The sequence below is a fragment of the Thermosynechococcus sp. genome (genome assembly GCF_046299635.1).
Lineage (GTDB): Bacteria > Cyanobacteriota > Cyanobacteriia > Thermosynechococcales > Thermosynechococcaceae > Thermosynechococcus.
On sequence record NZ_JBKBHV010000001.1, the window covers coordinates 122,002 to 145,491 of the forward strand.

Genomic DNA, 23,490 nt, shown 5'->3' on the forward strand with positions numbered 1-23,490 from the left:
CTATGTCCTCCCTCAGTTTGCTTAGTGTGGGCACAACCCTCCAAGGGGGCAAATATCGCCTCGATGCCCTTTTGAGTCAGGGGGGCTTTGGTGTCACCTATCGCGCAACCCACACCCTGCTCCATCAGCCGGTGGTGCTCAAAACATTGAACTTGCAGCAGGAACCCCCGAAGCGGATTCATGATCTGGGGGAGCGGTTTATCCAAGAAGCCCAACGCCTTGCCCAGTTCAATCATCCCCACATTGTGCGTGTCAGCGATTGCTTTATTGAGGGGGGACGTCCCTTCATTGTCATGGACTATATCCCCGGCCGAACATTGGCTCAGGTGATTCAGGAGGAAGGCCCTCTACCGGAAAAAACAGCGCTTCACTATATTCGCCAAGTGGCCAGCGCCCTTGAATTGGTGCATGAGCACGGTCTGCTGCACCGCGATGTTAAGCCCGATAACATTATGCTGCGGGACGGCACCGATCAGGTGGTACTGATTGACTTTGGCATTGCCCGTGAATACACCGCCGGGGTAACGGAAACGAATACAGGGCTGCTCTCGGCAGGTTATGCGCCCGTGGAGCAGTATTTACCCCGCCACCAATGGACGCCGGCAACGGATGTCTATGCCTTGGCAGCAACCCTCTATGCCCTCTTGGCGGGACGTCCGCCTGTGGCCTCGGTGTTGCGCGATCGCGTCCCTCTTGAGGATTTACGCCAGTTTCAGCCCAATCTCAGCCAGCGCACGATTGATGCCATTGAAGCGGGAATGGCTTTGGATGTGCAAGAGCGTCCCCAAACAGTGCGGGCTTGGCTGCAACTACTCATGGGTCAACCGGTGGCGCGTCAAACCACAGCAACCGTCGCAGTGATGCCGCAGCGCCGATCCACTATCTTGGCAAACACTCAACCGGAGGGGACAGTCGTCGTTGCTCCCCCCAGACAACGCAATTTTTCGCCGTGGCTATGGCTTCTCGGCACAGCAATCTTTGGTAGCTTAGCGGGCATTGGCCTAGGGCTATTTCTGCGCCATCAACCGGTGGACACAGTGACCCCTCCCCTCCCGCGTCCTCAGGATCAGGAATTTCCACCAACCCTGCCAACCATTGTGCCGCCCGTAGAGGTGACGCCCACCCCTACCCCGACACCCACCCCAGAGCCAGAACCCACTCCTACGGAACCGACACCCACCCCAGAGCCGATGGAAACCCCCACCCCCAGTCCGAGTCCTGAGGAAGCATCGCCAGAGCCAACGCCGACTCCGCCTTTATCTTCATCTCCAAACCCCCCAAAGCCCCCAAGGGACGCAGAGCCTCCCGTCGCCCCCACCACCACCGCTGAGCCATCTCCACCGGCACCTGCACCCTCGCCGACACCGCTAGACATAATGCCTGAGGCGTCACCTCCGCCAGCCAGTAACACTGAACCGGCCACCCCTTAAAGGTTGGCTAATTCTGAAGTGCGCGCAAAAAGGCACCCAAGCGACTAAAGATTCCCTGACCACGGGGTTTACTTTGGCGGGTGAGGGCACGCTCAATGTCTTCACTACTGGGGCGTTGCTCAAATTCGGCTAGGCAGGCGGGGGCTGTTTCAGCGTATTGCCAAATTTGCCAAGGTTGCGGATAACAGCGCCAGAGAATGATTGTTTCTGCGAGGGGACGGAGGTAATAGCAGGGTTCGAGGGTGTTCAGAAACCGTTCGCGCAATCGCCGACCGGCGTAGCCAATGCCAACAACGGCCACATCCTGAAGCCTTGGGTTCAAGAGAATAAAGGGGCGATCGCCGGCAATTGCACACATCTGCTCAATCGCATTGACTTCCACGGGGGTTGGAGCAACGATGACAATGGCGCGATCGCTCGCCGCAATGGGTGTCAGTAGTTCATTCACTCCCCGCACACTATAGGCCGTTTCACCCCACTCTCGACGGGCAAGGGCAGCAGACCCGGCATCGGCAAAAAAGACTTTCAAATCGCTCCCGAGTTCCTCAAACAAGCAAAGGTAGCCCGCAGCAAGATCCATTGCCTTGAGATCCGGCAGCAGGATTTCGATTTGCAGACGGCTTTTGCCCTCTTGGAGTGCCGCTTGGGTGGCCTGTTGGGCTTGACTGAGGGCAGTCTCCAGACTATCGGGGGGCAACATAGAAGCTAAGCAGAGACCTCACTAGCAACAGTGGCAAACAGGCGTTGTAGCTCTTCCACCAGTGTTTTCGCTTGGGCAAGCGTTTCCGGGGTCGTGGACTGTTCTAGCTGAGCAGCGATAGCTTGCATCGCAGTAATGCCGACATTGCCACTAGCTCCCTTGAGGTGGTGGGCATCCCGCTTGATTTGCTCAATGTTGCCTTGATTGACAGCGTTAGCCAATGTCTGGAGGCGCTGCTGGGCATCCTCGACAAAGGTTTGCAGCAATTCCATTTCAAACTCGCGATCGCCCCCCGAAAGAGCAGCGAGATAATCCCAGTCAATCGGCGATGTCATCAACGCATTATTCCCAACAGGTTCCTCGTCGTTATTGTAGCCTGTTCCGGCTCTGTAAGCCTTATACAAATCTATGCAGTCAAATCAAATGGACTCAATTGTTTAGATTTGCTGCTTACTTCCTGCTCCATCGAAGTCTCAAGAGCAACGCTCTCAAGGGGGGTTACTTCTCCACAGGCTTCAATTCCCCCAGAGCTTGGGGTACTTACAAATTTCAACAGATGGAGCCTCCCACCGCCGCAGGGTTTGGGTGGACACACCCTTTGATTGCGCCGCTTGAGAAATTGATAGTTTGCTCATAAGAGTGACTATACACCATAAAAGTATAAGTTTATGTAATTTTGGTTAATTTATCGGTTACTGCTGTTACCCCCTAGGGCTGTTCAAGGACTAGGAGAGAAAACCTAAGGGCAGATTTGTAATAATTCTTAACTTCTTCACCGTGGTCTGCCCCCTTGGCGAAATAAGGGCTTCAATGGCACTATCGCAGTGGTTAGGCCAACAACAGCGGCAATAGCGGGGAACTATGGGCGATCGCGTGACGGTGGGGATTGTGGGAGCCTCCGGCTATGGGGGAATTCAACTGGTGCGCTTACTCCTTGACCATCCTCAAGTAGAGATAACCTACCTTGGCGGTGAGGGGAGTGCGGGTCGTCCCTATACAGAGTTATATCCCCACTTACAGGGGCGGGTGAATCTCACGGTGGAACCCGTATCCGTGGAAGTCATTCGCGATCGCGCCCAAGTGGTGTTTCTCTCACTGCCCAATGGCCTTGCCTGCAAACTTGCGCCGCAACTCCTTGAGGGCGGCTGTAAAGTGCTGGATCTCTCGGCAGACTATCGCTTTCGCGATTTAAAGACCTACACCCAATGGTATGGGCAAGCCAGAGAAGATCTAGCCACAGCTCAACAGGCGGTTTATGGCTTGCCAGAACTCTATCGCGATCGCATTCGCCAAAGTGCCCTCATTGGTTGTCCGGGATGTTATCCCACCGCTAGCCTGCTGGCACTGGCACCCCTGATGAAGCAGGGGCTGATTGAACCAAATACGGCAATTATTGATGCCAAGTCCGGTACTTCTGGCGGCGGGCGTCAGGGCAAAATCAATCTCCTTCTTGCGGAAGCCGACAACTCCCTTGCTGCCTACAATGTGGCGCGCCATCGCCACACTCCGGAAATTGAAGCCATCTGTAGCGAGTTAGCCGGCCAGAGGGTTCTTGTTCAGTTTACGCCCCACCTTGTGCCCATGTCACGGGGAATCTTGACCACTGTCTATGCCACGCTGCGGGATCCGGGGCTGGTGCGCGAGGATTTGATCACGATTTACCAAGCCTTCTATCGCCATTCCCCTTGGGTGAATATCCTGCCCCCTGGCCTCTATCCGCAGACCAAATGGGCATGGGGCACAAATGCCTGTTTCATCGGCCTTGAGGTAGATGAGCGCACCGGTCGCGTCATTGTTATGTCTGCCATTGATAACCTGATGAAAGGGCAGGCCTCTCAAGCCGTGCAGTGCTTGAATTTAATGATGGGTTGGCCGGAGACGATGGGCTTACCGCAGGTGGCCTTTTATCCCTAAGCTTCAGGTCTCGTCTGGCTCCATCAGGGGGAGGCGATCGCCCCGTAACAGCTCAGTACTGCTGGCACTCAAGCACAACCCCATCTGCCATAATCCCTGCCCTAGGTACAAAGCCGCTAGAAAGGGAGCGGTACTTAAGCTTAACAGTAGCGTTGTCGGTGCTAAGCGAGCCATCAGAACTCATCACTGTCTGAACTATCTGCATCCTCATCAGGAGGAACATTGGCAAAGAGCAAGTCACGCGATTTCTTCAGTTGCTTCCAAAGTGCCTTAATTTGATTGTAGGCCTCCTCAGACGTGATCTTACCACCTGTTTCCAGACCACAAATATAGCTCACCCGTTGAGCAAATTCCTGTAAGTTGGCATTAAAGGCCAAGTTTTGCGGCGTAAATGTACCATGGTAGCGGCTGGTGGGGAATAGGAATTTTTCTTTGTCAAATTTTGATTTGGGCGATTCAGACACAAGGGTAGCCCTTTGCCAGTGAGGTTACTCCCTATTCTATCGAAAACTTTTAGGCTTCCATCGCAAGGGAGCAACAATTTTTTCAAAGCAGTCCCAGCATATGCAATGGCCCTTGGCCACTAATCAACTCGATGATCAAGGCTAAAAATCCTAGCATTGCCAAGCGCCCATTCCAGCGTTCGGCGGCGGAGGTCATGCCCCATTCCCAGCGCTCCTGAGGATAGAGCTTCACCCGCTTGCGGGACTTATTCACCTCGGCAAAGGTGCGCGGTGGTGCGGCAAGGGCGTCCCTCACCAGTTGGGCAAGGGCACGGATAAAGCCACTGTGATCGTTGAGGGCAGGGACGCGGCGAAAAACTTCAATCCCCGCTTTTTCCGCAATCTCGCGGTACTCAATGTCAATTTCTTGCAGGGTTTCAATGTGCTCTGAAATGAAGCTAATGGGCACAACGACAAGGGTTTTCACCCCTTGAGCTGCCAGCTGCGGAATGACATCTTCGGTGTAGGGTTGCAACCACTCCACTGGCCCCACCCGACTTTGGTACGCCAGCACATGGGCATTGGGGCGATTCAAGGCGGCCATGATCAGCCTCACGCAGGCTTCGACTTCCTCTTGGTAGGGATCGCCGGCGTCGGTGACATAGCTTTTGGGCACGCCGTGGGCACTGAAGAAAATCACCGCCTCCTCGGGGTTGGGACATTGGTCTAATTCTTGGCGAATCAGGTCGGCCATGGCGGCCACGTAGCCGGGGTGGTTGTACCACGAGGGGATCAGCGTATAGCGAATTTTTTGCAATTCCGGGTCTTGCTGCCACAGACTCTCTAGGAGGCGAAAACTGGAGCCGCTGGTGCTAATGGAAAACTGGGGGTAAAGGGGTAAAATCACCAGATCGCGAATGTGATCCGCTTTGATTTGGGCGATCGCCTCCTCTGTAAAGGGGTGCCAATAGCGCATCCCAATGTACAAATTGGCTTCAATGCCAATGTGGCCTAGGGCATCTTTAAGGGCACGGGCTTGCTGTTCGGTAATGCGCCGCAGGGGAGAACCACCACCAATTTGGGCGTAGTTGGCTTGAGAGCGACGGGCACGACTCGTGGAGATAAACCAAGCAAGGGGCTTTTGTAGCCATCGGAAGGGCAGGCGAATAATTTCGGGATCGGAGAACAGGTTGTACAAAAAGGGGCGCACATCTTCGGGGCGATCCGGCCCCCCTAAATTGAGAAGTAGTACACCTGTTTGGCTCGCCATTCCCAAAATCACCTAAATCTTTTCGCGATCGCTTTCTTATTGTGACATACTCCTAGGATCTCAGAGGGAGAAAATCTCGGTAAGGTAAGGATTAGAGACTGCTGTTGACGTGTTCAAACGGTGACCTACGCAATTGATTTTGGGACCAGTAATACCTTGGTAGCACGGTGGAATTATGCCACCCAAGCAGCCGAAGCAGTAACACTCTCTGGACTCTCGGTGGGGTTTGGTGAGGTGCCTGCTCTCATTCCCAGCTTGGCCTATGTGGAGGATGCCAGTGTCCCCCTTGTGGTGGTGGGGCAGCAGGTGCGCGATCGCGGGTTTGATGCGGCAGGCGATCGCCGCTTTTTCTCCCGCTTTAAGCGGGGGATTGGCGCCACGGTACAGGGCTATTTACCGGCCCTAGATGGCTGTGCTTTGAGCTTTGAAACCATCGGTAGGTGGTTTTTGCAGGCGCTGTTGAAAGAGCTTAAACAAACCAGTGGCGGCGACATCGAACAGGGGCTGATCTTCACGGTGCCGGTAGATAGTTTTGAGACCTATCGCCGTTGGCTGTTACAGGTGTGTGAGGGTTTTGCCGTTGAGCACATTCGCCTTTTGGATGAACCCACGGCGGCGGCTTTGGGCTATGGCGTGGCCGATCGCCCGCTGATTTTGGTAATTGACTTTGGCGGGGGCACCCTCGATCTCTCCCTTGTGGAACTGAAGACCGCTCAACGCCAAAGTTCGCCCTTGGGATTTATTCTCAAGTGGGGCGAGTGGATCGCAAGTGACACCCCCCGTCCCCGCACAGCGCGGGTCCTTGCCAAGGCGGGCTTAAATTTAGGGGGCACGGACATTGACCACTGGATTGTGGATGAGTGGGTAAAACGGGGCATGAGCGCCAATAGCCTGCTGCTGCGCCTTGCCGAGCGCCTTAAAATTCAGCTGTCGCGGCAGCCCTATGCCCAAGAAGTGTACTTTGACAGCGAAACATTCACTACCCTTGAACTGCGGCTGGAGCGAGCCGAACTCGAAGAGATTCTCCGCCAACAGCAATTTTTTCAACGTCTCGATCAGACCCTCGGCCAAGTGCTGCAACAGGCTCGCCGCCAAGGAATCACCCCCGACACGATAGATGCCGTGCTCTTAGTGGGGGGAACCACGCAAATTCCGGCAGTGCAAAAATGGGTGGCCGAGTATTTTGAGGCCACAAAGATCAACGCCCAACAGCCTTTTACAGCGGTGGCCATGGGTGCTTTGGCGCTGACCCAAGGGCTGCACCTCAAAGATTTTCTCTACCACAGCTACGGCATTCGCTTTTGGGATGCCAAACTCAATCGTCACGGCTGGCACCCAATTATCCAGCGGGGACAACCTTACCCCATGGGTGAACCGGTGGAGTTGATTTTAGGCGCTTCGACAGAAGGGCAGCCCAGTATTGAACTGGTGATCGGCGAGCTGGGGGACGAGCAAGGGGGTGTGGAGATCTTTTTTGATGGCGATCGCCTGATTACCCGCAACGCCGGTGAACGCACGGTGCAGCCCCTCAACGACACTCCCCAGGGGAAAACTCTCGCCAAACTGGATCCCCCCGGCTGTCCGGGGAGCGATCGCATTCGGGTTCTGTTTCAAGTGGATGGCGATCGCCAACTGCGGGTTACGGTTGATGACTTGCTCACCCAAGAGCGTCTCGTTGATAATCAAATCGTCACTCAATTGCGTTAACCAATTGCCTCAATTGTGACTAGCCATTCTCTACCCCAAACCATTGCCCGCGTGCACATCATGACCCAAAGTTGGCAAGAGGGGCATATTCGGGGGCATGTCTGCGCCAGCGAGTACCGCTGGGAATTTTGCTGGCAATTTAAGGCGAAGAAACTCCACATCTCCCCCGCCCTTGGGCGTGCCCTGATCAAAGAACCCTTGGGGCGGTTTCTGGAGGCGCAGGACTACCAACTGGAGCCGGGAGGCGATTATGAATTTGTGGTTCGTGCCCAATTTTAGGCTGTTTCTTTGTGCCTAAGCTACAATCAATGAGGAAACCTGTGCTGATATTGCCAGATAGCCTATGTTCTTGAGCGAATTAGCACCCCTTGTCAAAGAGTTGAGACAAAAACCCGTTGCCTTTATGGGAGGCTTTGTCTCCGGATTGTTGGGGTTGAGCCTTGATCAAAAGCCGGTCAGCGACTGGCTCAAGCAGTATGGCGACTATCAGCCCCCTAGCCCGCCACCCTCACCCCCCGCCGACTTCAAGAGCATCCCCATCCAGTAAGCAGCCAGCTTGCCGGGGATGCCGTATTGTCCCCCTGCGGCAGCGGCAGCAGGGAGGTGGAGCGCCAAAATCGGTGATTGACCCCTTGGCCAATGCTTGGAAGGGGAGCAGAGATCACAACCTAACCCCCCTGACCTAGAGAGGTCACATCCACCGCCGTTGCCGCACAAGCACAGGAGGGGCTAAGGGAAGGGCGGGGCAGAGCGATATCGCTGTGGGGGCGTACTAATCAGGTCATGGATGTTCTGCTGCATTGTTAGGCAAATTGCATCTAAGGGCAAATCATTGAGATCACGGCCAAAGGGATTTTCAATTTCAATACCAATTTCTTCAACGCCAAAGAGGGTAAAGGCAATGAGTCCCACCATTGCACCGGTCCACCACCCAAGGTTATCCACCAGTTGAAAGGGCAGCAGCAAGCAATAGAGGAATAGTAGCTGCTTGAGATGAATGGCGTAGGCAAGGGGCATCGGTGTTTTCAAAATGCGCTCGCAGGCACCCATGGCATCCACCAGCTGTACCAGCAATTCATCCATGTAGGTGAGTTGATAGAGCGTTAGCTTGCCGGCGTGGTGCTGCTGGTGCAGATAGTCCTCAATCCAAAGGGCAATGCGCAAGGGGACGTTTTGGACGGTTTGCAGTTCTTTGTATTGATGGGGCTTTAGCAGCGGTTCCAGTTCGGCAAGGGATTCGCCTCGCAGGTGTTGCTTGGTGGCGATCGCGAATGCTCCCACTAAATGGACAGCGTCAATTTTGCCTTGACGATCTTTTAGGTCATTTTCATCAATGGCAGTCCACATCAACCGCGTCAAACTACGGGAAGTGTTGACAATGTTGCCCCATTGGCGGCGGCCTTCCCAAAAACGTTCATAGGCCGTATTCGTACGAAAGACTAAAAGCAACCCCAGCACAATCGAAGGGATAAGACTGCCGAGCACAGGCCAGTGGACATTGATGAGGTATAGATCGACCACGGTGACCAGCAGACCAAACCCGCCGCAAAAAAGCACTTCTGAGAGAATCGCCGGAATGACAGAGCCACGCAGGCGCAAAGCAAGGGATAACCATCGTGGGGGTTGCAGCAGAAACTTGGCAACGCCAGAGCGATGCTCCCCTACCTGACGTTTAGGAGCTTGAGAGAAACGGAGAAAAGAGAAACGACGCATGACACCAGTGGGTAATTCCCACCCCCATCTTTAGCACACTGCTGTCCTAAAACACGCCTGTGCCCAGCGAGAGCAGCTGAAGCAGTCGCAAATCTTAAAAAAATCCGTTAGCCCTTGCCATTCCCCAGTAGAAGTGTTAACTTATATTAAGAAAGTGAAATACTTTGTAACAAACGGAGTACCGATATGAAAGGTGGCAGCATTATTGACGATCAAGGCAAAATGAATAACTTTGCCATTGAACCCAAAATGTACGTGATGAGTGAGCCACAAGCTGGGTTTACTCCCTACGCGGAACTCTTTAATGGTCGCTTGGCGATGATTGGGTTTATCTCCCTATTGGCCTTGGAAGTAATCACGGGTCACGGTCTGATTGGCTTTTTGAATAGCCTCTAGATCTTTCTTGCCCTCTTAGGCATATCAGTTCCTCAGCAGCCCTTGCGCCGTTAGAGAGAACAAAAGTTCATGGAATGGGTCAGCCTACCTATCGGGGTGGGCTTTTTCCTTTTGGCATTTTGGGGGATGATTAATGAGTCATTATTGTTTACATTTTGTTGTTGTTGTCGGGCACGTAGCCATGGTACCCTAACCCAAAAATCATTGGCTTAACCTATGCTGCGAGAAAAACTTCGGCGCGTCCTAGGATACTCGACCAAATGCAGTTTCACGTCCTTATAACAAATTAGCCAATCCACGCAGCTTGGAAAATCATCTGAGTGGCGATCGCGGGGGATTTCAAGTGATCACAATCATCGCACAAGAACCGCACCATCCACCTAATTCAAACGCTTCAGTGCCTTCTCTAGCTCACAATCAATTAAGTGATTCAGATGCTTGAAGGGATTGCATTGTAGTTTCTCTTGAGGCAATACTTGGCTCAAGACCTTTTCTAGAGCATTCAGCACTTGTTCCTGTAAATTCTCAATATTGGCGAGTCCAGCAAGTTGATGTAAGACATCATTCCGTTGTTGATAGTAAGCTTCAATTTGCTCAAAATACGCAGCAAGATCTGGCGTTTGGGGGGCATACTGCAAAACTGCCAGCAGTAGATCCCGCGTCACGCTATCAAGGAACAGGCGATCGCCATTTTTGCGCTGGTACTTCCCGAGGTATTCCCAAAGCTGACCCTGATTGTGGTTTTGCAGCAAGCTCAAGCTGCGTTCCCGCGCCGCTCTATCCGTCGTAATGTCAAGACCCACCTTTTTTTGAACAAAGTGCTGTAATAGATTTTCGTACAAGCTCATGGCCAAGATCAGGGCTTCTGCGTAGCGCCCCACCGTAAATAGTCCAACAACTTGAAAGTAGGTGTCCCGAAAGAGGGCAGAGCGATTATTCTGCCGCAGTTGGGCAATTTCCTGAAACCACTGCTTATCAATTTCGGTGCAGTAGGGGTTGATGGCATTAAAGGCTTGATCGTAGTTGCGGGCAAGACGATATTTGCCATAGCGGATCAGTGCCAATGCCAAGGGTGCCTCAATGGAGCTATTGCAAAGGGAAATTTCAGCCCCTTGGTAGTTGTAGCTGTCTAATTGCTGTTGAATGCCTTGGCGATCCAACTCTTGGCGAAAGACATTCAAATCTACCGTAAACACTCGCTCTTGACCGGGTCGAATTTCCTCAGGGTTGCGTACTTGCCATAACCGAAGTCGGGGGCGTGTCTCAATTGCCTGTAGAATGGCCCAAGCAGCTTTCATGACCGGCGTGCCAGAAGAACCATTTAGGTCTAGCCAGTCTGTGCTGTCTTGCTGATACTTGGCTAGATTGAGGGCGCGTCTTGCTTCTTGAACGGCAAGGACAGGATTAATGGGATCCGCGGAGAGATCACGGCTGACTACTTCTAGGTGGATTGCCTCATCGGAAATTTGCAACTCACTGTGGAGCCAGTCCTTGGTGTCGATCGCCCGTTGTTGAAAGTCCTCCGTATAGAGCAATAGAACCCGTTTGAGCGGCTGCTCCTGGGCTAAAAATTTTGCCAGTGAAACAATCGAGCCTTCTTGGTTAGTTTTCTCAGAGTAGGGATCCTGATGACCCACAAAAGAAAGGAGAATGCTACAGGCCATAGCAACTTGTTTCAGGGGCTACACCTTATATCTTGCCTAATATATTGCCTACTATTGCTGCAGCCGTTGCCGAGCCATGGCGGTGTTGGTGCCACAACCAAGCGTGCTGAATAAGTTGCTCAATGTCGGGGTACTGGGGCTGCCAACCGAGGATACGGCGGGCGCGATCGCTATCGGCAATGAGAATGGCAGGGTCTCCTGCGCGGCGATCGCCCTCCACAACGGGAATGGGGCAACCGGTGACTCTCTGAGCCGTTTCCACAATTTGCCGCACCGAAAAGCCTTGGCCATTCCCTAGGTTAAAAATTTGCGAGTCACCGCCGCTCAATAGGTACTGCAACCCCAACACATGGGCTTGAGCCAAGTCCACCACATGGATGTAGTCGCGGATGCAGGTGCCATCGGGGGTGGGGTAGTCTGTGCCGTAGATAACAACATGGGGCCGTCGTCCCATGGCTGCTTGCAACACAAGGGGAATCAGGTGGGTTTCGGGATGGTGATCTTCCCCCAAACGAGACTGGGGATCGGCGCCAGCGGCATTGAAATAGCGAAAGACGACCGACTTGAGGCCATAGGCATTGCCCATATCCGCAACAATTTGCTCCACCATCCACTTGGAGCGACCGTAGGGATTAATGGGGGCACAGGGACAGCTTTCTGGAATGGGCACCTGTTGGGGCAAGCCATAGACTGCTGCGGTGGAGGAAAAAACCAAATAGGGAATTCCGGCCGCCACCATGGCCTGCAAGAGGGTGAGGGCACCATGGACATTATTTTGGTAAAAGTGATCGGGGTACCGCACGGACTCGCCCACTTCAATGTAGGCAGCAAAGTGCATGACTGCCGTCACCGCATAGGTTTGAAAAATCCAGTCTAAGAGGGGGCGATCGCCAATATCCCCCACAATGAGTTCTGTTTTGAGAACAGATTCTACGAAGTCCCGATGCCCGCGCTCAAGGGTATCTAAAACCAAGACCTGAAAGCCGGCCTGCCGAAGTGCCAAAACGGTGTGGCTACCGATATAGCCAGCTCCCCCTGTAACCAGAACCAAGGGTGGGCGATAATCATTATTAGTTGTCATCAAGGCTCATCTGTTACACTAGGAAAACTGCTACCGATTCTGCCATGACCAGTGACTTGCACCATGAAATCACCCAAGAGGTGAAACGACGTCGTAATTTTGCCATTATCTCCCACCCGGATGCCGGGAAAACGACGCTCACAGAAAAGTTGCTGCTCTACGGTGGCGCTATTCACGAAGCAGGCGCCGTCAAAGCACGGCGGGCACAGCGGCAGGCCACCTCCGATTGGATGGCCATGGAGCAACAACGGGGGATTTCGATTACCTCGACGGTGTTGCAGTTTGAGTACCAAGGCTATCAGATTAACCTCCTGGATACCCCCGGCCACCAAGACTTTAGTGAAGATACCTACCGCACCTTGGCTGCTGCTGACAATGCGGTAATGTTGGTGGATGCCGCCAAGGGTCTAGAACCCCAAACCCGCAAGCTCTTTGAGGTTTGCCAGCTGCGGGGGCTGCCGATTTTTACCTTCATCAACAAGCTGGATCGACCGGGGCGTGATCCCCTTGAACTGATTGATGAAATTGAGCAGGAACTGGGGCTAATTCCCTATCCTGTAAACTGGCCGCTGGGGATGGGCGATCGCTTTCGCGGCGTATATGATCGCCTGCGGCAGAACTTTCACTTTTTTGAGCGTACCACCCACGGTAGCCGGGCTGCGGCTGAAACCGTTATTGCTCTTGGTGATCCTGCCATTGACCCCTATATTGAGCCGTATCGCTTGGAATATAACCAACTCAAGGATGAACTGGAACTGCTCGATGGCGTGGGTGCGGAGCTAGACCTTGATCTCGTGCATCAGGGGAAAATGACCCCTGTGTTCTTTGGCAGTGCCATGACCAACTTTGGCGTGTGCCTGTTTCTGGAGCACTTTTTGACCTATGCACTGCCGCCCGTGGCATACAAGAGCGATCGCGGAGCCATTGATCCGACTCAGGAGCATTTCACCGGCTTTGTGTTTAAGCTTCAGGCCAACATGGATCCCAAACATCGCGATCGCGTGGCCTTTGTGCGCGTCTGTAGCGGCAAATTTGAAAAGGACATGACCGTGAGCCATGCTCGCACTGGCAAAACGATTCGCCTGTCGCGCCCCCAGAAACTCTTTGCCCAAGACCGTGAGTCCCTTGAAGTTGCCTATGCGGGGGATGTCATCGGTCTCAACAATCCGGGGATGTTTGCCATTGGCGATACCCTGTATGTCGGCCCCAAATTGGAATACGAGGGCATTCCCTGCTTTTCCCCGGAACTCTTTGCCTATTTGCGCAACCCCAACCCCTCCAAGTTCAAATCCTTCCAAAAAGGGGTGAAAGAACTGCGAGAAGAGGGTGCCGTGCAAATTATGTACTCCACCGATGAATCCAAACGGGAACCCATCCTTGCGGCAGTCGGCCAACTCCAATTTGAAGTGGTGCAATTTCGCCTTCTCCATGAGTACGGCGTAGAAACCCGCCTTGACCCTCTCCCCTATACGGTGGCGCGCTGGGTTCTCGATGGCTGGGAAGCGCTTGAAGCCATTGGCCGCATCTTTAATGCTGTGACCGTCAAAGACAGTTGGGGACGGCCGGTGCTCCTCTTTAAGAACGAGTGGAATCTGCAACAGGCCATGGCGGATCATCCCAAACTGCGCCTGAGCGCGATCGCCCCCCTTGCTGCTGCTGTACCTGCCTAATGGTTCCATGAGTAGTGTCTATACCCGTCCTTTGGCTCGTCTCATTGAGCAGTTGCAACGCTTACCGGGCATTGGTCCGAAGACCGCCCAACGGCTTGCTCTACACCTGATCAAACGTCCTGAAGCGGATATTCAAGCTCTCGCTCAGGCTCTGCTAGATGCCAAACAGCAGGTGGGACTCTGCTCAGTGTGCTTCCACCTCTCTGCGGAACCAGTGTGTGACATCTGTGCCTCCCCCCAGCGAGATAATCATATCCTTTGTGTGGTGGCCGACTCCCGTGATGTTATTGCCATTGAAAAAACTCGCGAGTACCACGGCAAGTACCATGTCTTGGGGGGACTCATTTCTCCCCTAGAAGGGATTACACCGGAACACCTGCACATTCAACCCCTGATTCAGCGGGCAAGCCAAGCACAAGTCAAAGAAGTCATTTTGGCGATCAACCCCAGTATCGAAGGGGAAACCACCACCCTCTATGTGGCGCAGCTTCTGCGGCCTTTTGTTAAGGTTACTCGCATTGCTTTTGGCCTACCGGTGGGCGGTGATCTCGATTATGCCGATGAAATGACCCTTGCCCGTGCCCTTGCCGGTCGCCGCGAGATTGAATGGCAGTAGGTTAGTGCCCGCCCTGTAATCGCCGCAATGCCGTTACAATTTGGTGGATGGCTCGCTTTAGTTGCTCGACCTCATGGTGTAAGCGTTGGTTTTCAGCTTCCAAAACGGCAAGGCGATTTTCATCCCCACCACTGCCAGTTGCCGCAGGTTGCTGTTGCAGTTGAGCAACTGTTGCTTGGAGTTGAGCAAAGTCATTTGCATTGACAGATTGTGCCTGCAAGGCTTGAATGGCGCCTTCAAGGGCGGCCAGTTTGTCATAGATCGGGCTGAGATCCACAGCAACGGGAGCCGCTACATCCGCAGGTGCTGCCGCTTTAACGGGTCTGGGCTTACGGGCTTTGCGAAAGGCCTCTTGAATTGCTACTTCGAGTTGTTCCTTTTCAAAGGGCTTCTCAATAAATTCAAACCACTCAAAGGGTTCTTGGAGCTTTTCGGTGACTTCTTCCTTGCGCCCCGACATAATGACGAGGGGAATTGCCCCTAAAAGATTTTTTTTCTCCAGTTCCTGATAGACTTCCCAACCGCTTACCCTTGGCAGGAGAAAATCTAGCATGATCAGCATTGGATCAGAGTCCTCGATGAGTTGCAAGCCCTCGCGGCCGTCCTTGGCCTCCAGAATTTCATAGTCGCCCTCTGGCAACATCTCACGGACGCGCATCCGGATTACTTTACTGTCATCAATGACAACAACTTTGCGGTTAGTCACGGAAACACTCCATTCCGATACAAGATTCCTATGGCAAGAGATTGTGAATAGAGGGCGGTAGTGGCATGAGCACTATGTGATTCCAACCTTAGCATAGCCCTGTCTTTGCCAGTTGACCACAGGCGATCGCCCCCTGACCGTCGCACAGCAGTTATGAAGCTCACACCCCCTGCTGAGGCGAGGTGGTGGTGTCAATGCTAACCTGAGACTTGAGAATCCACAGGTCACACAAACAAGCCCAGCTTCTAGGCGAGCATCGGGAACTGCTGCCTGCATACTCCTCACTTTCGGCCAGTGAGCTGAAGAATCCCTCCGGCAGCGATGTTTTGACTGCCATTCAGATCGCAGTTAGTGTTTGCCAGAGGGGAAGGTTGCCAAAGCATCGTTTTTGGAATCCCGCTTCACCACGCCAGAGCTGTCATAGGCCAGTTTTGAAGTGTCAGCGGCACTCACCTCAATCACCTTGCCGCCAACCTCTTGCCGTTTCTGTTCGGTGAAGGTACGAATCATCGCCTTTTGAGCGGTTGTGGCAGCATCTGCGAGCGGCATGGGCATGGCAGTCCTTTGAGACGCTCGACACGCTGCAGCAGAAGCTGCAAGATGTATTATCACAGATGACGGTGGAGGTCATTCAGTCTCTGACGGGTTGGTCGTTCATTACTCAGCCTCTATTAGCGCTATCTTCAAATTAAATTGGTATTAACCCCCACCTGCTACGTGAGGATGGGGGCATGCAGGCTAAATTTGCTCAATTGAGATCATTTGATCAATCAACTGTTGATCAATCAACTGTATTGGCAATGATCCATCCCCTAAGCATCATCCAAGGCGGCAATACCGGGAAGTTCTTTGCCTTCGAGGAGTTCAAGGCTGGCTCCGCCGCCGGTGGAGATGTGACTCATGCGATCGGCGACACCCACTTTTTCAACCGCCGCCACCGAATCACCGCCGCCGATAATCGTCGAGACGCCCTCACCGGTCAGGTCGGCCAAATAGCGGGCGATCGCCTCGGTGCCTTTGGCAAATTGGTCAAACTCGAATACCCCCATTGGGCCATTCCAGATCACCGTTTTGCAATCCTTGAGTGCCTCTTGGAAGCGCTTGACCGAAGCAGGCCCAATATCCAGACCCATCCATCCCTCAGGAATCGCTTCAATACTCACCACTTGGCTATTGGCATCGGCAGCAAAGTTATCCGCCACCACGACATCTGTGGGCAAGAGCAACTCCACGCCTTTTTCTTGGGCTTTGGCCTCGAGGTGCTTAGCTAGCTCCAACTTGTCTTCTTCCACGAGGGATTTACCAACATTCAGCCCCCGCGCCTTATAAAAGGTGAAGATCATGCCGCCGCCAATCAGTAATTTATCCACTTTTTCTAAAAGGGCTTCAATGACACCAATTTTAGACGACACTTTCGATCCGCCGACAATGGCAGCCAAGGGACGGCGGGGATGCTCAATGGCATGTTGCAGATATTCCAGTTCTTTCTCAATCAAAAAGCCGGCCACACAGGGGCGGAGGTATTGAGTCACCCCAGCGGTTGAGGCATGGGCACGGTGGGCAGTGCCAAAGGCATCGTTGACATAAACTTCCGCACAGGCGGCCAGTTGCTTGGCAAATTCGGGATCATTTTTTTCCTCTCCCGGATGGAAGCGCACATTCTCGAGCAGGCAGATATCACCGTTGGCCATGGCTTGGGTATGGGCAACCACGGCATCGCCAATGCAGTCATCCAGCTTGACGACAGGCTTGTGGAGCAGTTCCGAGAGCCGCTGAGCCACGGGGGTGAGGCGCAGTTTATCATCCACGCCCTTGGGACGGCCAAAGTGGCTGACCAGAATCACCTTGGCACCTTTGCTGATCAGGTCTTGAATCGTCGGCAGTGCGGCGCGGATGCGGGTATCATCGGTGATGACCCCATTCTCATCAACGGGAACGTTAAAATCAACCCGCACGAGGACACGTTTTCCTTCTAAGTCGGCAGTAGATAACTGCGCCACGGATTTTTTAGACACGCTAGAGCCTCCTAAATGCGTTAAAACGTAGATGATAATACTAGGGGCATAACAATCCCGGCTAGCGATGGAGTGATGCGCTACAAATCCCTCACCTGACCCTCATTCTACCCAAGGGCGTGCCCTTCCACTTGACTCCAATGAGGTGAACTCTATGTTCAAAACGATTCTTTTTCCCATTGACCGTAGCCGTGACACCCAAGAAGCCATGCCCACCGTGGTTGAGATGGTGAAGCTGTTTCAGAGTCAGTTGTTTCTGCTGTCGGTGGAGGAAAGCCCCGAACCAGATGCGGAGCTAGAGACGGCGATCGCTGAATTTTTGAATCGCGCCAAAGAGGCCTTTGCTCAACATTCCATTGCGGCGGAAACCTTGCTGCGGCGTGGCAAACCGGCCTTTGTGATCTGCGATGTGGCCGACGAGATCAATGCCAGTTTGATTATCATGGGCTGCCGGGGAACGGGTCTCACTCCAGAGGGGTTCCAAGAAAGCGTCAGCAACCGTGTGATTAATTTGGCGCCCTGTCCGGTCTTAGTGGTGCCCTAGCGTAACTGAATCTTGCGGAGCTTAAAGTTTCGTCACAGGCGGCCTAGCCCTTGGGGCGATCGCCGATGATCAAGGAACCTGTTGTCTTGTGGTTGATCTCCATGCTTGAGTCAACAGAGGTTACTTCCGCCGCTTTTTCCCCTGCTGCCGATCAACTGCAAGCCTTGGGGGTCTACGTGGCCATCCATGGCCATTTCTACCAGCCCCCCCGCGAAAATCCCTACCTCAATGCCATTGAATATCAACCCAGTGCCCAGCCCTTTCACGATTGGAACGAGCGGATTTACTACGAATGCTATCGCCCCAATGCCTTTGCCCGCATTCTCAACGATCGCGGAGAGGTTATTGACATTGTCAACAACTTTGAATACCTGAGCTTTAATATCGGCCCCACCCTCTTTAGTTGGCTGGAACGCTACGGTCTGGAGGTCTATCAGCGCATTATTGAAGCGGATCGCCACAGTTGTCAGCGCTTCAACGGCCACGGCAACGCGATCGCTCAAGTGTATAACCACATGATTTTGCCCTTGGCCAACTATCGCGATAAACTCACCCAAATCCGCTGGGGCAAGGCGGATTTTCGGCGGCGGTTTGGCCGCGAACCGGAGGGGATGTGGCTTGCCGAAACGGCCATTGACTATGAAACCGTAGCTGCCCTGATTGAGGAGGGGATTCGTTTTACAATTTTGGCGCCCTCCCAAGCCCAACGCTGTCGGCCTATTCTTGCCGACGGTGAAAGTGAGTGGATTGAGGTGAGCGGCGGTCAAATTGACCCGACTCGTCCCTATCGCTGCTATCTGCCGGGGGGCGATCGCCGGCGGGATTACCTCGACATTTTCTTCTACGATGGCCCCATTTCGCGGGATATAGGCTTTAGCGACCTGCTCACCAGCTCCCAATTTCTTGCAGGACGGATTGGACAAGCGGTGCGCGGTGATCATCGCCCCAGTCAAATGATTGCCATTGCCACCGACGGGGAGACCTTTGGCCACCACAAGCAGGGGGGTGAAAAAACCCTTGCCTATGCCTTTAAGGTGGAGTTTCCAAAGCGGGGCTGGCAGATTACTAATTTTGCCTACTATCTCAGCCTCTTTCCGCCCACTTGGGAGGTAGAACTCAAACCGGTCACTGCTTGGAGTTGTGCCCATGGGGTGGATCGCTGGCAGGACAATTGTGGCTGTGGGGGCGGGGGAGATTGGCATCAACGGTGGCGACGGCCGTTGCGGGAGACCCTGAACTGGCTGCGCGATCAGTTCATTGAGATTTATGAAACCCTTGGGGGCGAGCTATTTCAGGAGGTTTGGGCGGCCCGTGATGACTACATTGAGGTGATGGGCGATCGCTCCCCGGAGACAATACACCGCTTCTTGGCACAACACCAACGCCGCCCCCTGAGTCAAAGCGAGCAAATTGATGCCCTGCGCCTGTTGGAGATGCAGCACCATGCCCTGCTCATGTTTACCAGTTGTGGTTGGTTTTTTGATGAACTCTCGCGGCCTGAGGGAGTGCAAATTCTTCGCTATGCGGCACGGGCAATCGAACTGGCGGGGGATGTGGCCGGCGTACAGTTGGAACCTGAGTTCATTCGGCGGCTGGCCGCCGCCCCTAGCAATATACCCCAGTTTGGCGATGGAGCAGGGGTCTATCACCAGTTGGTGAAAACAGCGCAAATAAGCTTGCAGCAGGTGGCCGCCCACTATGCCATCGGTTCCCTCTTTAATAGCTACCCCCGCCAACACCAACTCTACTGCTATGAGATTGAGCAGGGGGATTATCATTTGCAACGCATGGGCAGCCTGACGCTGGCGATCGGCCAGATTCAACTGACTTCGACACCGACAACCGAGTCCCAATCCCTCATCTTTGCGGTGTTGCACTTGGGGGGCTGGGATTTCCACTGTGCCATTCAACCCTTCCCAGGGCGGCGCGAATATAGCCAGATTAAGACCCATCTCCTGCAAGCCTTCCAACAGGGCAGTGCGGCGCGAATGGTGATGGCCATTACGGAACGCTTTGGGGGAGTGGCCTATAACTTAGACGATCTCTTTGCCGAGGAACGACACCGCCTCATGGGCGTGCTGGCGCGGGAAACCCTCACCCGTTTGGATCAGCTTTATACCCAAGTCTATCGCGATAACTATGGCCTCCTCATGGGGTTTCAGCGGGATGGTCTGAGTGTGCCCCAAGAATTGCAGGTGGCGGCAGCGGTGGCGCTGACCCATCGTGCCGTTGGCCATTTGCGGCGTTTAGAGGAAGACCTCAGCGATCTTGCCGATTTGCCCTTGGCGGATCTGCAAAGCCATTTGGCAGAATTGGCGGCGATCGCCCGTGAAGCCCGCCTATTGGGCTGCCACCTCAGCCTTCAAGAGCAACGGCGCCCCCTAGAGCAGCAGATTTGCGCTGCCCTGCGTTACCTTGCCCATCACCTCAACAGTGACACCCTGAGCCGGTTGAGTTCACTGCTTCAAGAGCTGGTGACCATCGGCGAGGCCTTGGGGCTGACCCTGAATCTGGATCGAGCCCAAGAGCAGTTTTATACCCTCATGGGGGAACTGCGGCAGACCGGCATCCAGCTGAGCGAGGAGGATCGCCGTCACCTCCAAGCCTTGGCTACCCGCCTCAAGGTGGATCCCCATCCATTGGCTGCCCTCTCTTCCTAGGGAAAAATGCTGGCCAAACCCAGCACAAATCCGGAGAGAAGTTAGCGATCGCTCCAGCCACAGATGAGGGTTTTGGCGGCAAACCGCTCATCCGCCCCTCCTAGCCCAGAGGGGAGGGCGATCGCCCCCATGGCTGAGCAACACATCATCGCCTTTTCATTACTTTCGTTCTCACCAATCAGGAAAGTTGCCTTTGGCAAGACTAAATCGGCAGCCAGTTTCGTTAAAATCGGCGAATCAGCTCCATCGGCTGGCCTAGGTATCCTAGGAGGAGTGCATCTAAAAAGTGTGTGAGGAGTTCATATGTCGTTAACATCGCCACAAATGGCTGAGGCGGTCGGTACTGCTTCTGAACAAGGGCTAATTCCACGCATCCTGCAACCGGCCTTGCACTGGTGGCTATCCTCACAGTTGGAAGGGGTAACAGGTCTAGAAATTCAGATTCAAGGGGGCGATCGCCAGATTGTGCGCGGGTACTTGCCCCACCTGCGCGTTGCGGCCACAGAAGCTAGATATCGTGGCATTCAAGTGCGCCATGCAGCCCTCCAGGCACAACGGATTCAGGTGAATCTGGGGCAAGTTTTGCGGGGTAAACCCCTCAAACTATTGGCACCCCTGCCGGTGTGGGGTGAGCTGGTGCTTAGCCAAGCGGATCTGAATGCCTCCTGCGCCTCGCCCCTGCTGCAATCCGGCCTAGAGGAACTGCTGAGACTACTGGATCGGCAGGGCATGGGAAAAGCGGGGGTCAATCTTCAGGAGTGGCAATTGCAGCGGGTGCAGGCAGAAGTGGGTAGCGGTTGCCTTGCACTGGTGTTCTCAATGGTGAATGCCCAAGGGGAGCAGGCAGATTGGCACCTCTCAACCTATGTGCGCTTGCAGGATGAGCGAACGCTCTGCTTAGAACAGGTGCACTGGCAGGGGGAACGGAACCCTCACCCTGGGCTGGCCATTGATTTGGGAGAGGGGGTGGCTCTTCAAGCGTTGCGGCTAGAGGTGGGGAGCCTCAGGGTGCGGGGGACGATTTGCATTTATCCCTAGGTTACTCAGTAGCGCTGCCACCCGTCCTAAATCCTTGACCCCCGGTCGGCTTTCTACACCACTGGCAAGGTCAATGCCTTGGGGTTGGGTTTGGGCGATCGCCTGCCGACAATTTTCTGGTGTAATGCCCCCCGCCAGCCACCAAGGACAGGGGAGGCGCAGGTTTTTCAGCAATCCCCAGTCAAAGGACCGACCGGTGCCCCCCAATTGCTGCGGATGATAGGCATCCAAGAGAATGCGATCCACGACCGGGGCGTAGGCGGGAATCTCCGCGAGGGTGGCTGCCGATCGCACCCGCAGGGCTTTGATCAGCACAATGTTGGGCAAGGCCTCGCGCACCCGTTGGCAAAAGTCGGGCGATTCGCTGCCATGAAGCTGGAGGGCTTGCACCCCTGTGGTTGTGACTAAATGGGCTAATGCGTCTAAATCGAGATTGGCGACCACGGCAACGGTGAGCACCGCGGGGGGCAAGCGGCGGCAAATGTCTGCAATGGTTGCTACGGGGACATAGCGTGGGGAATAGGGTACGGTAATAAACCCTAGGGCACCGACGCCCATTTGGGCGATCGCGATCGCCTGCTCCGGCAGGGTCAAGCCACAGATTTTGACGCCGATTTTGGCAGGGAGGGTTGAGTTAAGCATTTGTAACGAGATGCACCATTTTGTAACGAAGCGGCGGTGGGCACTCAGGCTCTTCCGTATAATCCATGGGCAATTGTACCCATTCAGGAGGAACCATGGTGTTAGCCACGCTCCCCGATACCACTTGGACGCCGTCTGTGGGCTTGGTGGTGATCCTCTGCAACCTGTTTGCGATCGCCATTGGTCGCTATGCCATTCAATCCCGGGGAAAAGGCCCCGCTTTACCCATTGCCTTGCCTGCCCTCTTTGAGGGCTTCGGCGTGCCCGAATTGCTGGCGACCACCAGCTTTGGTCACCTTTTGGCGGCGGGAGTTGTCAGCGGCCTACAGTACGCCGGCGCCCTCTAGGGTCGGAATACCAGCGGCAATTTGACGGGAAATGAAGGGCAAGACCTCTGTATTGGTACCGGCGGTGCGATTTTCGATAAACACCACCAAGGTATAGGGGCAATGATGGGGTAGTTCGATATAGGCGGCATCGTGGCGCACCCAACTGGTGAGTCCCGCCTTTGACCACAGCTTGGCCTCCAGAGGTAGCCCTTCCCCCAAAAAGCCCTGCACTTGGTTTTCTGGATCCTCGGCCAAAAGCTCTGGATCGAGAGAACGCGCCAGCAATTCCATCATGGCTTGACTGGCCTTGGCAGAAACGGCCACACCGCCAACAATACTGTGGAGCAGCCTAGCGGTGGCATTGGTGGTCAGCCGATTTGCATTCTGGCGATCGCGCCCGACAAATTCCTGCTCTCGCCCATAGGGACCATCGCACCACGTTTTTTGGTTCACGTTGATATGGGCTAGCTCTGGCCACCCCAACGACTGAAAGTAGCGATTGACGATATTACGCTGATATTGCCACGTGCGAAAGGGTTCCGGCGGCAGCACAGGACCACTGGTCGTCCCCGTCAGCATATCCACCACCAAGCTCGTGGCATCATTGCTGGAGTCCACAATCATATCCCGCATGGCGCGTTCTAATTCTGCCTCCGGCCGGAGCATACCACTGTGGAGCCATTCCTGACAGGCGACAAGATAAAACAGCTTCACCACACTGGCCGGGTACATCGGCACATCGCCGCGATAAGTTGCTCCCGGAATCCGGTATTGCCAAAATTCCGCGGCGGTGAGGGCACCCCCCGTATTCACGGGAATGGGCGGTGGATACACCAGTAAGGTCAGGGCAATGTCCTGTTGTCCCAGCCAAGGAAACTGCTGCCAAGTGGCCTGGAGCGTTTGCGTCACCAAATCCGCAAGATAGGGACTGACCTGAAAAAAACTCATCGGC

The 23,490-nt window shown here is 54.2% G+C and carries 25 protein-coding genes and 1 pseudogene; 12 read left to right on the forward strand and 14 right to left on the reverse strand.

Annotated features, from left to right (window positions below; all coding sequences use genetic code 11):
* The first annotated feature begins 2 nt into the window (after nucleotides 1-2).
* Nucleotides 3-1,430 (forward strand): serine/threonine-protein kinase, encoded by a 1,428-nt coding sequence (locus tag ACK4IR_RS00675; RefSeq protein ID WP_409871244.1) that lies wholly within the window; start codon nucleotides 3-5, stop codon nucleotides 1,428-1,430.
* A 7-nt stretch (nucleotides 1,431-1,437) separates the two neighbouring features.
* Here the strand turns inward: ACK4IR_RS00675 and ACK4IR_RS00680 are convergent, their stop codons facing one another.
* Nucleotides 1,438-2,130: a DUF1995 family protein gene (locus ACK4IR_RS00680; protein ID WP_409871247.1), complete on the reverse strand. Its 693-nt coding sequence runs from the start codon at nucleotides 2,128-2,130 to the stop codon at nucleotides 1,438-1,440.
* Between the two features lie 5 nt (nucleotides 2,131-2,135).
* The gene (locus ACK4IR_RS00685) at nucleotides 2,136-2,465 is read right to left on the reverse strand and encodes an Hpt domain-containing protein (RefSeq protein ID WP_409871250.1); all 330 of its coding nucleotides are present in this window, start codon (nucleotides 2,463-2,465) and stop codon (nucleotides 2,136-2,138) included.
* A gap of 526 nt (nucleotides 2,466-2,991) precedes the next feature.
* Between ACK4IR_RS00685 and argC the strand changes: the two genes are divergently transcribed.
* Nucleotides 2,992-4,044: an N-acetyl-gamma-glutamyl-phosphate reductase gene (argC, locus tag ACK4IR_RS00690; RefSeq protein ID WP_409871253.1), complete on the forward strand. Its 1,053-nt coding sequence runs from the start codon at nucleotides 2,992-2,994 to the stop codon at nucleotides 4,042-4,044.
* Between the two features lie 3 nt (nucleotides 4,045-4,047).
* Here argC and ACK4IR_RS00695 read toward each other — a convergent pair whose 3' ends face one another.
* From ACK4IR_RS00695 to hemH, 3 genes are all read right to left on the reverse strand, one after another.
* The gene (locus ACK4IR_RS00695) at nucleotides 4,048-4,218 is read right to left on the reverse strand and encodes a hypothetical protein (RefSeq protein WP_409871255.1); all 171 of its coding nucleotides are present in this window, start codon (nucleotides 4,216-4,218) and stop codon (nucleotides 4,048-4,050) included.
* Nucleotides 4,218-4,508, reverse strand: a complete 291-nt coding sequence (locus ACK4IR_RS00700) for a hypothetical protein (RefSeq protein WP_409871258.1) — start codon at nucleotides 4,506-4,508, stop codon at nucleotides 4,218-4,220. The genes ACK4IR_RS00695 and ACK4IR_RS00700 overlap by 1 nt, the downstream gene beginning before the upstream one ends.
* A gap of 82 nt (nucleotides 4,509-4,590) precedes the next feature.
* A complete protein-coding gene (gene hemH / locus ACK4IR_RS00705) occupies nucleotides 4,591-5,757 on the reverse strand; it encodes a ferrochelatase (protein ID WP_409871260.1) in 1,167 nt (388 codons plus the stop codon).
* A 120-nt stretch (nucleotides 5,758-5,877) separates the two neighbouring features.
* On the opposite strand from hemH, the gene ACK4IR_RS00710 reads away from it, so the two are divergent.
* The 3 genes from ACK4IR_RS00710 (at nucleotide 5,878) to ACK4IR_RS00720 (ending at nucleotide 8,011) form a co-directional block, all read left to right on the forward strand.
* Nucleotides 5,878-7,464, forward strand: coding sequence for an Hsp70 family protein (locus ACK4IR_RS00710; protein WP_409871263.1), 1,587 nt, complete (start codon nucleotides 5,878-5,880; stop codon nucleotides 7,462-7,464).
* 15 nt (nucleotides 7,465-7,479) lie between these two features.
* Nucleotides 7,480-7,743 carry a DUF3146 family protein gene (locus ACK4IR_RS00715; RefSeq protein WP_409871266.1) on the forward strand — a complete coding sequence of 88 codons (264 nt, stop codon included), beginning with the start codon at nucleotides 7,480-7,482 and terminating at the stop codon, nucleotides 7,741-7,743.
* A gap of 64 nt (nucleotides 7,744-7,807) precedes the next feature.
* On the forward strand, nucleotides 7,808-8,011 hold the full coding sequence (locus ACK4IR_RS00720) for a hypothetical protein (RefSeq protein ID WP_409871268.1): 204 nt from the start codon (nucleotides 7,808-7,810) through the stop codon (nucleotides 8,009-8,011).
* A 182-nt stretch (nucleotides 8,012-8,193) separates the two neighbouring features.
* Here the strand turns inward: ACK4IR_RS00720 and ACK4IR_RS00725 are convergent, their stop codons facing one another.
* Entirely contained in the window at nucleotides 8,194-9,177 is a 984-nt protein-coding gene (locus ACK4IR_RS00725; protein ID WP_409871270.1) for a bestrophin family protein, read from the reverse strand.
* Between the two features lie 186 nt (nucleotides 9,178-9,363).
* On the opposite strand from ACK4IR_RS00725, the gene ACK4IR_RS00730 reads away from it, so the two are divergent.
* Nucleotides 9,364-9,573, forward strand: coding sequence for a chlorophyll a/b-binding protein (locus ACK4IR_RS00730; RefSeq protein ID WP_126987406.1), 210 nt, complete (start codon nucleotides 9,364-9,366; stop codon nucleotides 9,571-9,573).
* A gap of 380 nt (nucleotides 9,574-9,953) precedes the next feature.
* Here ACK4IR_RS00730 and ACK4IR_RS00735 read toward each other — a convergent pair whose 3' ends face one another.
* Together ACK4IR_RS00735 and galE are read right to left on the reverse strand one after the other, a co-directional pair.
* Complete coding sequence (locus tag ACK4IR_RS00735) at nucleotides 9,954-11,237, reverse strand: hypothetical protein (RefSeq protein WP_409871272.1); 1,284 nt, start codon at nucleotides 11,235-11,237, stop codon at nucleotides 9,954-9,956.
* Nucleotides 11,238-11,262: 25 nt separating this feature from the next.
* Entirely contained in the window at nucleotides 11,263-12,318 is a 1,056-nt protein-coding gene (galE, locus tag ACK4IR_RS00740; protein WP_409871275.1) for a UDP-glucose 4-epimerase GalE, read from the reverse strand.
* Nucleotides 12,319-12,362: 44 nt separating this feature from the next.
* Here galE and prfC point away from each other — a divergent pair, with 44 nt between their 5' ends.
* Nucleotides 12,363-13,988, forward strand: a complete 1,626-nt coding sequence (gene prfC / locus ACK4IR_RS00745) for a peptide chain release factor 3 (RefSeq protein WP_409871278.1) — start codon at nucleotides 12,363-12,365, stop codon at nucleotides 13,986-13,988.
* A gap of 7 nt (nucleotides 13,989-13,995) precedes the next feature.
* Nucleotides 13,996-14,604: a recombination mediator RecR gene (gene recR, locus ACK4IR_RS00750; RefSeq protein WP_409871281.1), complete on the forward strand. Its 609-nt coding sequence runs from the start codon at nucleotides 13,996-13,998 to the stop codon at nucleotides 14,602-14,604.
* A gap of 166 nt (nucleotides 14,605-14,770) precedes the next feature.
* Here recR and ACK4IR_RS00755 read toward each other — a convergent pair.
* The 3 genes and pseudogenes from ACK4IR_RS00755 to ACK4IR_RS00765 all read right to left on the reverse strand — a co-directional run.
* Nucleotides 14,771-15,310 (reverse strand): annotated as a pseudogene (locus ACK4IR_RS00755) (response regulator); the annotation flags it as partial.
* A gap of 348 nt (nucleotides 15,311-15,658) precedes the next feature.
* Complete coding sequence (locus ACK4IR_RS00760) at nucleotides 15,659-15,865, reverse strand: hypothetical protein (RefSeq protein WP_409871284.1); 207 nt, start codon at nucleotides 15,863-15,865, stop codon at nucleotides 15,659-15,661.
* Nucleotides 15,866-16,122: 257 nt separating this feature from the next.
* Nucleotides 16,123-17,325, reverse strand: coding sequence for a phosphoglycerate kinase (locus ACK4IR_RS00765; RefSeq protein ID WP_409871287.1), 1,203 nt, complete (start codon nucleotides 17,323-17,325; stop codon nucleotides 16,123-16,125).
* A gap of 154 nt (nucleotides 17,326-17,479) precedes the next feature.
* Between ACK4IR_RS00765 and ACK4IR_RS00770 the strand changes: the two genes are divergently transcribed.
* Both ACK4IR_RS00770 and ACK4IR_RS00775 read left to right on the forward strand, forming a co-directional pair.
* Nucleotides 17,480-17,869 carry a universal stress protein gene (locus ACK4IR_RS00770; RefSeq protein WP_409871290.1) on the forward strand — a complete coding sequence of 130 codons (390 nt, stop codon included), beginning with the start codon at nucleotides 17,480-17,482 and terminating at the stop codon, nucleotides 17,867-17,869.
* 101 nt (nucleotides 17,870-17,970) lie between these two features.
* Entirely contained in the window at nucleotides 17,971-20,529 is a 2,559-nt protein-coding gene (locus tag ACK4IR_RS00775) for a DUF3536 domain-containing protein (RefSeq protein ID WP_409871293.1), read from the forward strand.
* Between the two features lie 41 nt (nucleotides 20,530-20,570).
* Here the strand turns inward: ACK4IR_RS00775 and ACK4IR_RS00780 are convergent, their stop codons facing one another.
* Entirely contained in the window at nucleotides 20,571-20,729 is a 159-nt protein-coding gene (locus ACK4IR_RS00780; protein WP_409871295.1) for a hypothetical protein, read from the reverse strand.
* A 103-nt stretch (nucleotides 20,730-20,832) separates the two neighbouring features.
* Here ACK4IR_RS00780 and ACK4IR_RS00785 point away from each other — a divergent pair, with 103 nt between their 5' ends.
* Entirely contained in the window at nucleotides 20,833-21,567 is a 735-nt protein-coding gene (locus tag ACK4IR_RS00785) for a DUF2993 domain-containing protein (protein ID WP_409871298.1), read from the forward strand.
* Here the strand turns inward: ACK4IR_RS00785 and ACK4IR_RS00790 are convergent.
* The gene (locus ACK4IR_RS00790; protein WP_409871301.1) at nucleotides 21,517-22,209 is read right to left on the reverse strand and encodes a phosphoribosylanthranilate isomerase; all 693 of its coding nucleotides are present in this window, start codon (nucleotides 22,207-22,209) and stop codon (nucleotides 21,517-21,519) included. The genes ACK4IR_RS00785 and ACK4IR_RS00790 overlap by 51 nt on opposite strands.
* Before the next feature lie 95 nt (nucleotides 22,210-22,304).
* Here ACK4IR_RS00790 and psaK point away from each other — a divergent pair, with 95 nt between their 5' ends.
* The gene (gene psaK / locus ACK4IR_RS00795) at nucleotides 22,305-22,556 is read left to right on the forward strand and encodes a photosystem I reaction center subunit PsaK (RefSeq protein WP_409871302.1); all 252 of its coding nucleotides are present in this window, start codon (nucleotides 22,305-22,307) and stop codon (nucleotides 22,554-22,556) included.
* Here the strand turns inward: psaK and ACK4IR_RS00800 are convergent.
* Nucleotides 22,533-23,486, reverse strand: coding sequence for a serine hydrolase (locus ACK4IR_RS00800; protein WP_409871304.1), 954 nt, complete (start codon nucleotides 23,484-23,486; stop codon nucleotides 22,533-22,535). The genes psaK and ACK4IR_RS00800 overlap by 24 nt on opposite strands.
* Between the last annotated feature and the right edge of the window lie 4 nt (nucleotides 23,487-23,490).

Excerpts from the sequence above, each read along its gene's own strand:
- ACK4IR_RS00730 (WP_126987406.1), top strand. The coding sequence starts at position 9,364 with ATGAAAGGTGGCAGCATTATTGACGATCAAGGCAAAATGAATAACTTT.
- ACK4IR_RS00735 (WP_409871272.1), bottom strand. The coding sequence starts at position 11,237 with ATGGCCTGTAGCATTCTCCTTTCTTTTGTGGGTCATCAGGATCCCTAC.
- ACK4IR_RS00685 (WP_409871250.1), bottom strand. The coding sequence starts at position 2,465 with ATGACATCGCCGATTGACTGGGATTATCTCGCTGCTCTTTCGGGGGGC.
- ACK4IR_RS00675 (WP_409871244.1), top strand. The coding sequence starts at position 3 with ATGTCCTCCCTCAGTTTGCTTAGTGTGGGCACAACCCTCCAAGGGGGC.
- ACK4IR_RS00720 (WP_409871268.1), top strand. The coding sequence starts at position 7,808 with ATGTTCTTGAGCGAATTAGCACCCCTTGTCAAAGAGTTGAGACAAAAA.
- hemH (WP_409871260.1), bottom strand. The coding sequence starts at position 5,757 with ATGGCGAGCCAAACAGGTGTACTACTTCTCAATTTAGGGGGGCCGGAT.
- argC (WP_409871253.1), top strand. The coding sequence starts at position 2,992 with ATGGGCGATCGCGTGACGGTGGGGATTGTGGGAGCCTCCGGCTATGGG.
- prfC (WP_409871278.1), top strand. The coding sequence starts at position 12,363 with ATGACCAGTGACTTGCACCATGAAATCACCCAAGAGGTGAAACGACGT.
- galE (WP_409871275.1), bottom strand. The coding sequence starts at position 12,318 with ATGACAACTAATAATGATTATCGCCCACCCTTGGTTCTGGTTACAGGG.
- ACK4IR_RS00800 (WP_409871304.1), bottom strand. The coding sequence starts at position 23,486 with ATGAGTTTTTTTCAGGTCAGTCCCTATCTTGCGGATTTGGTGACGCAA.
- recR (WP_409871281.1), top strand. The coding sequence starts at position 13,996 with ATGAGTAGTGTCTATACCCGTCCTTTGGCTCGTCTCATTGAGCAGTTG.
- ACK4IR_RS00790 (WP_409871301.1), bottom strand. The coding sequence starts at position 22,209 with ATGCTTAACTCAACCCTCCCTGCCAAAATCGGCGTCAAAATCTGTGGC.
- ACK4IR_RS00725 (WP_409871270.1), bottom strand. The coding sequence starts at position 9,177 with ATGCGTCGTTTCTCTTTTCTCCGTTTCTCTCAAGCTCCTAAACGTCAG.
- ACK4IR_RS00680 (WP_409871247.1), bottom strand. The coding sequence starts at position 2,130 with ATGTTGCCCCCCGATAGTCTGGAGACTGCCCTCAGTCAAGCCCAACAG.
- ACK4IR_RS00785 (WP_409871298.1), top strand. The coding sequence starts at position 20,833 with ATGTCGTTAACATCGCCACAAATGGCTGAGGCGGTCGGTACTGCTTCT.
- psaK (WP_409871302.1), top strand. The coding sequence starts at position 22,305 with ATGGTGTTAGCCACGCTCCCCGATACCACTTGGACGCCGTCTGTGGGC.
- ACK4IR_RS00695 (WP_409871255.1), bottom strand. The coding sequence starts at position 4,218 with ATGGCTCGCTTAGCACCGACAACGCTACTGTTAAGCTTAAGTACCGCT.
- ACK4IR_RS00760 (WP_409871284.1), bottom strand. The coding sequence starts at position 15,865 with ATGCCCATGCCGCTCGCAGATGCTGCCACAACCGCTCAAAAGGCGATG.
- ACK4IR_RS00770 (WP_409871290.1), top strand. The coding sequence starts at position 17,480 with ATGTTCAAAACGATTCTTTTTCCCATTGACCGTAGCCGTGACACCCAA.
- ACK4IR_RS00775 (WP_409871293.1), top strand. The coding sequence starts at position 17,971 with ATGCTTGAGTCAACAGAGGTTACTTCCGCCGCTTTTTCCCCTGCTGCC.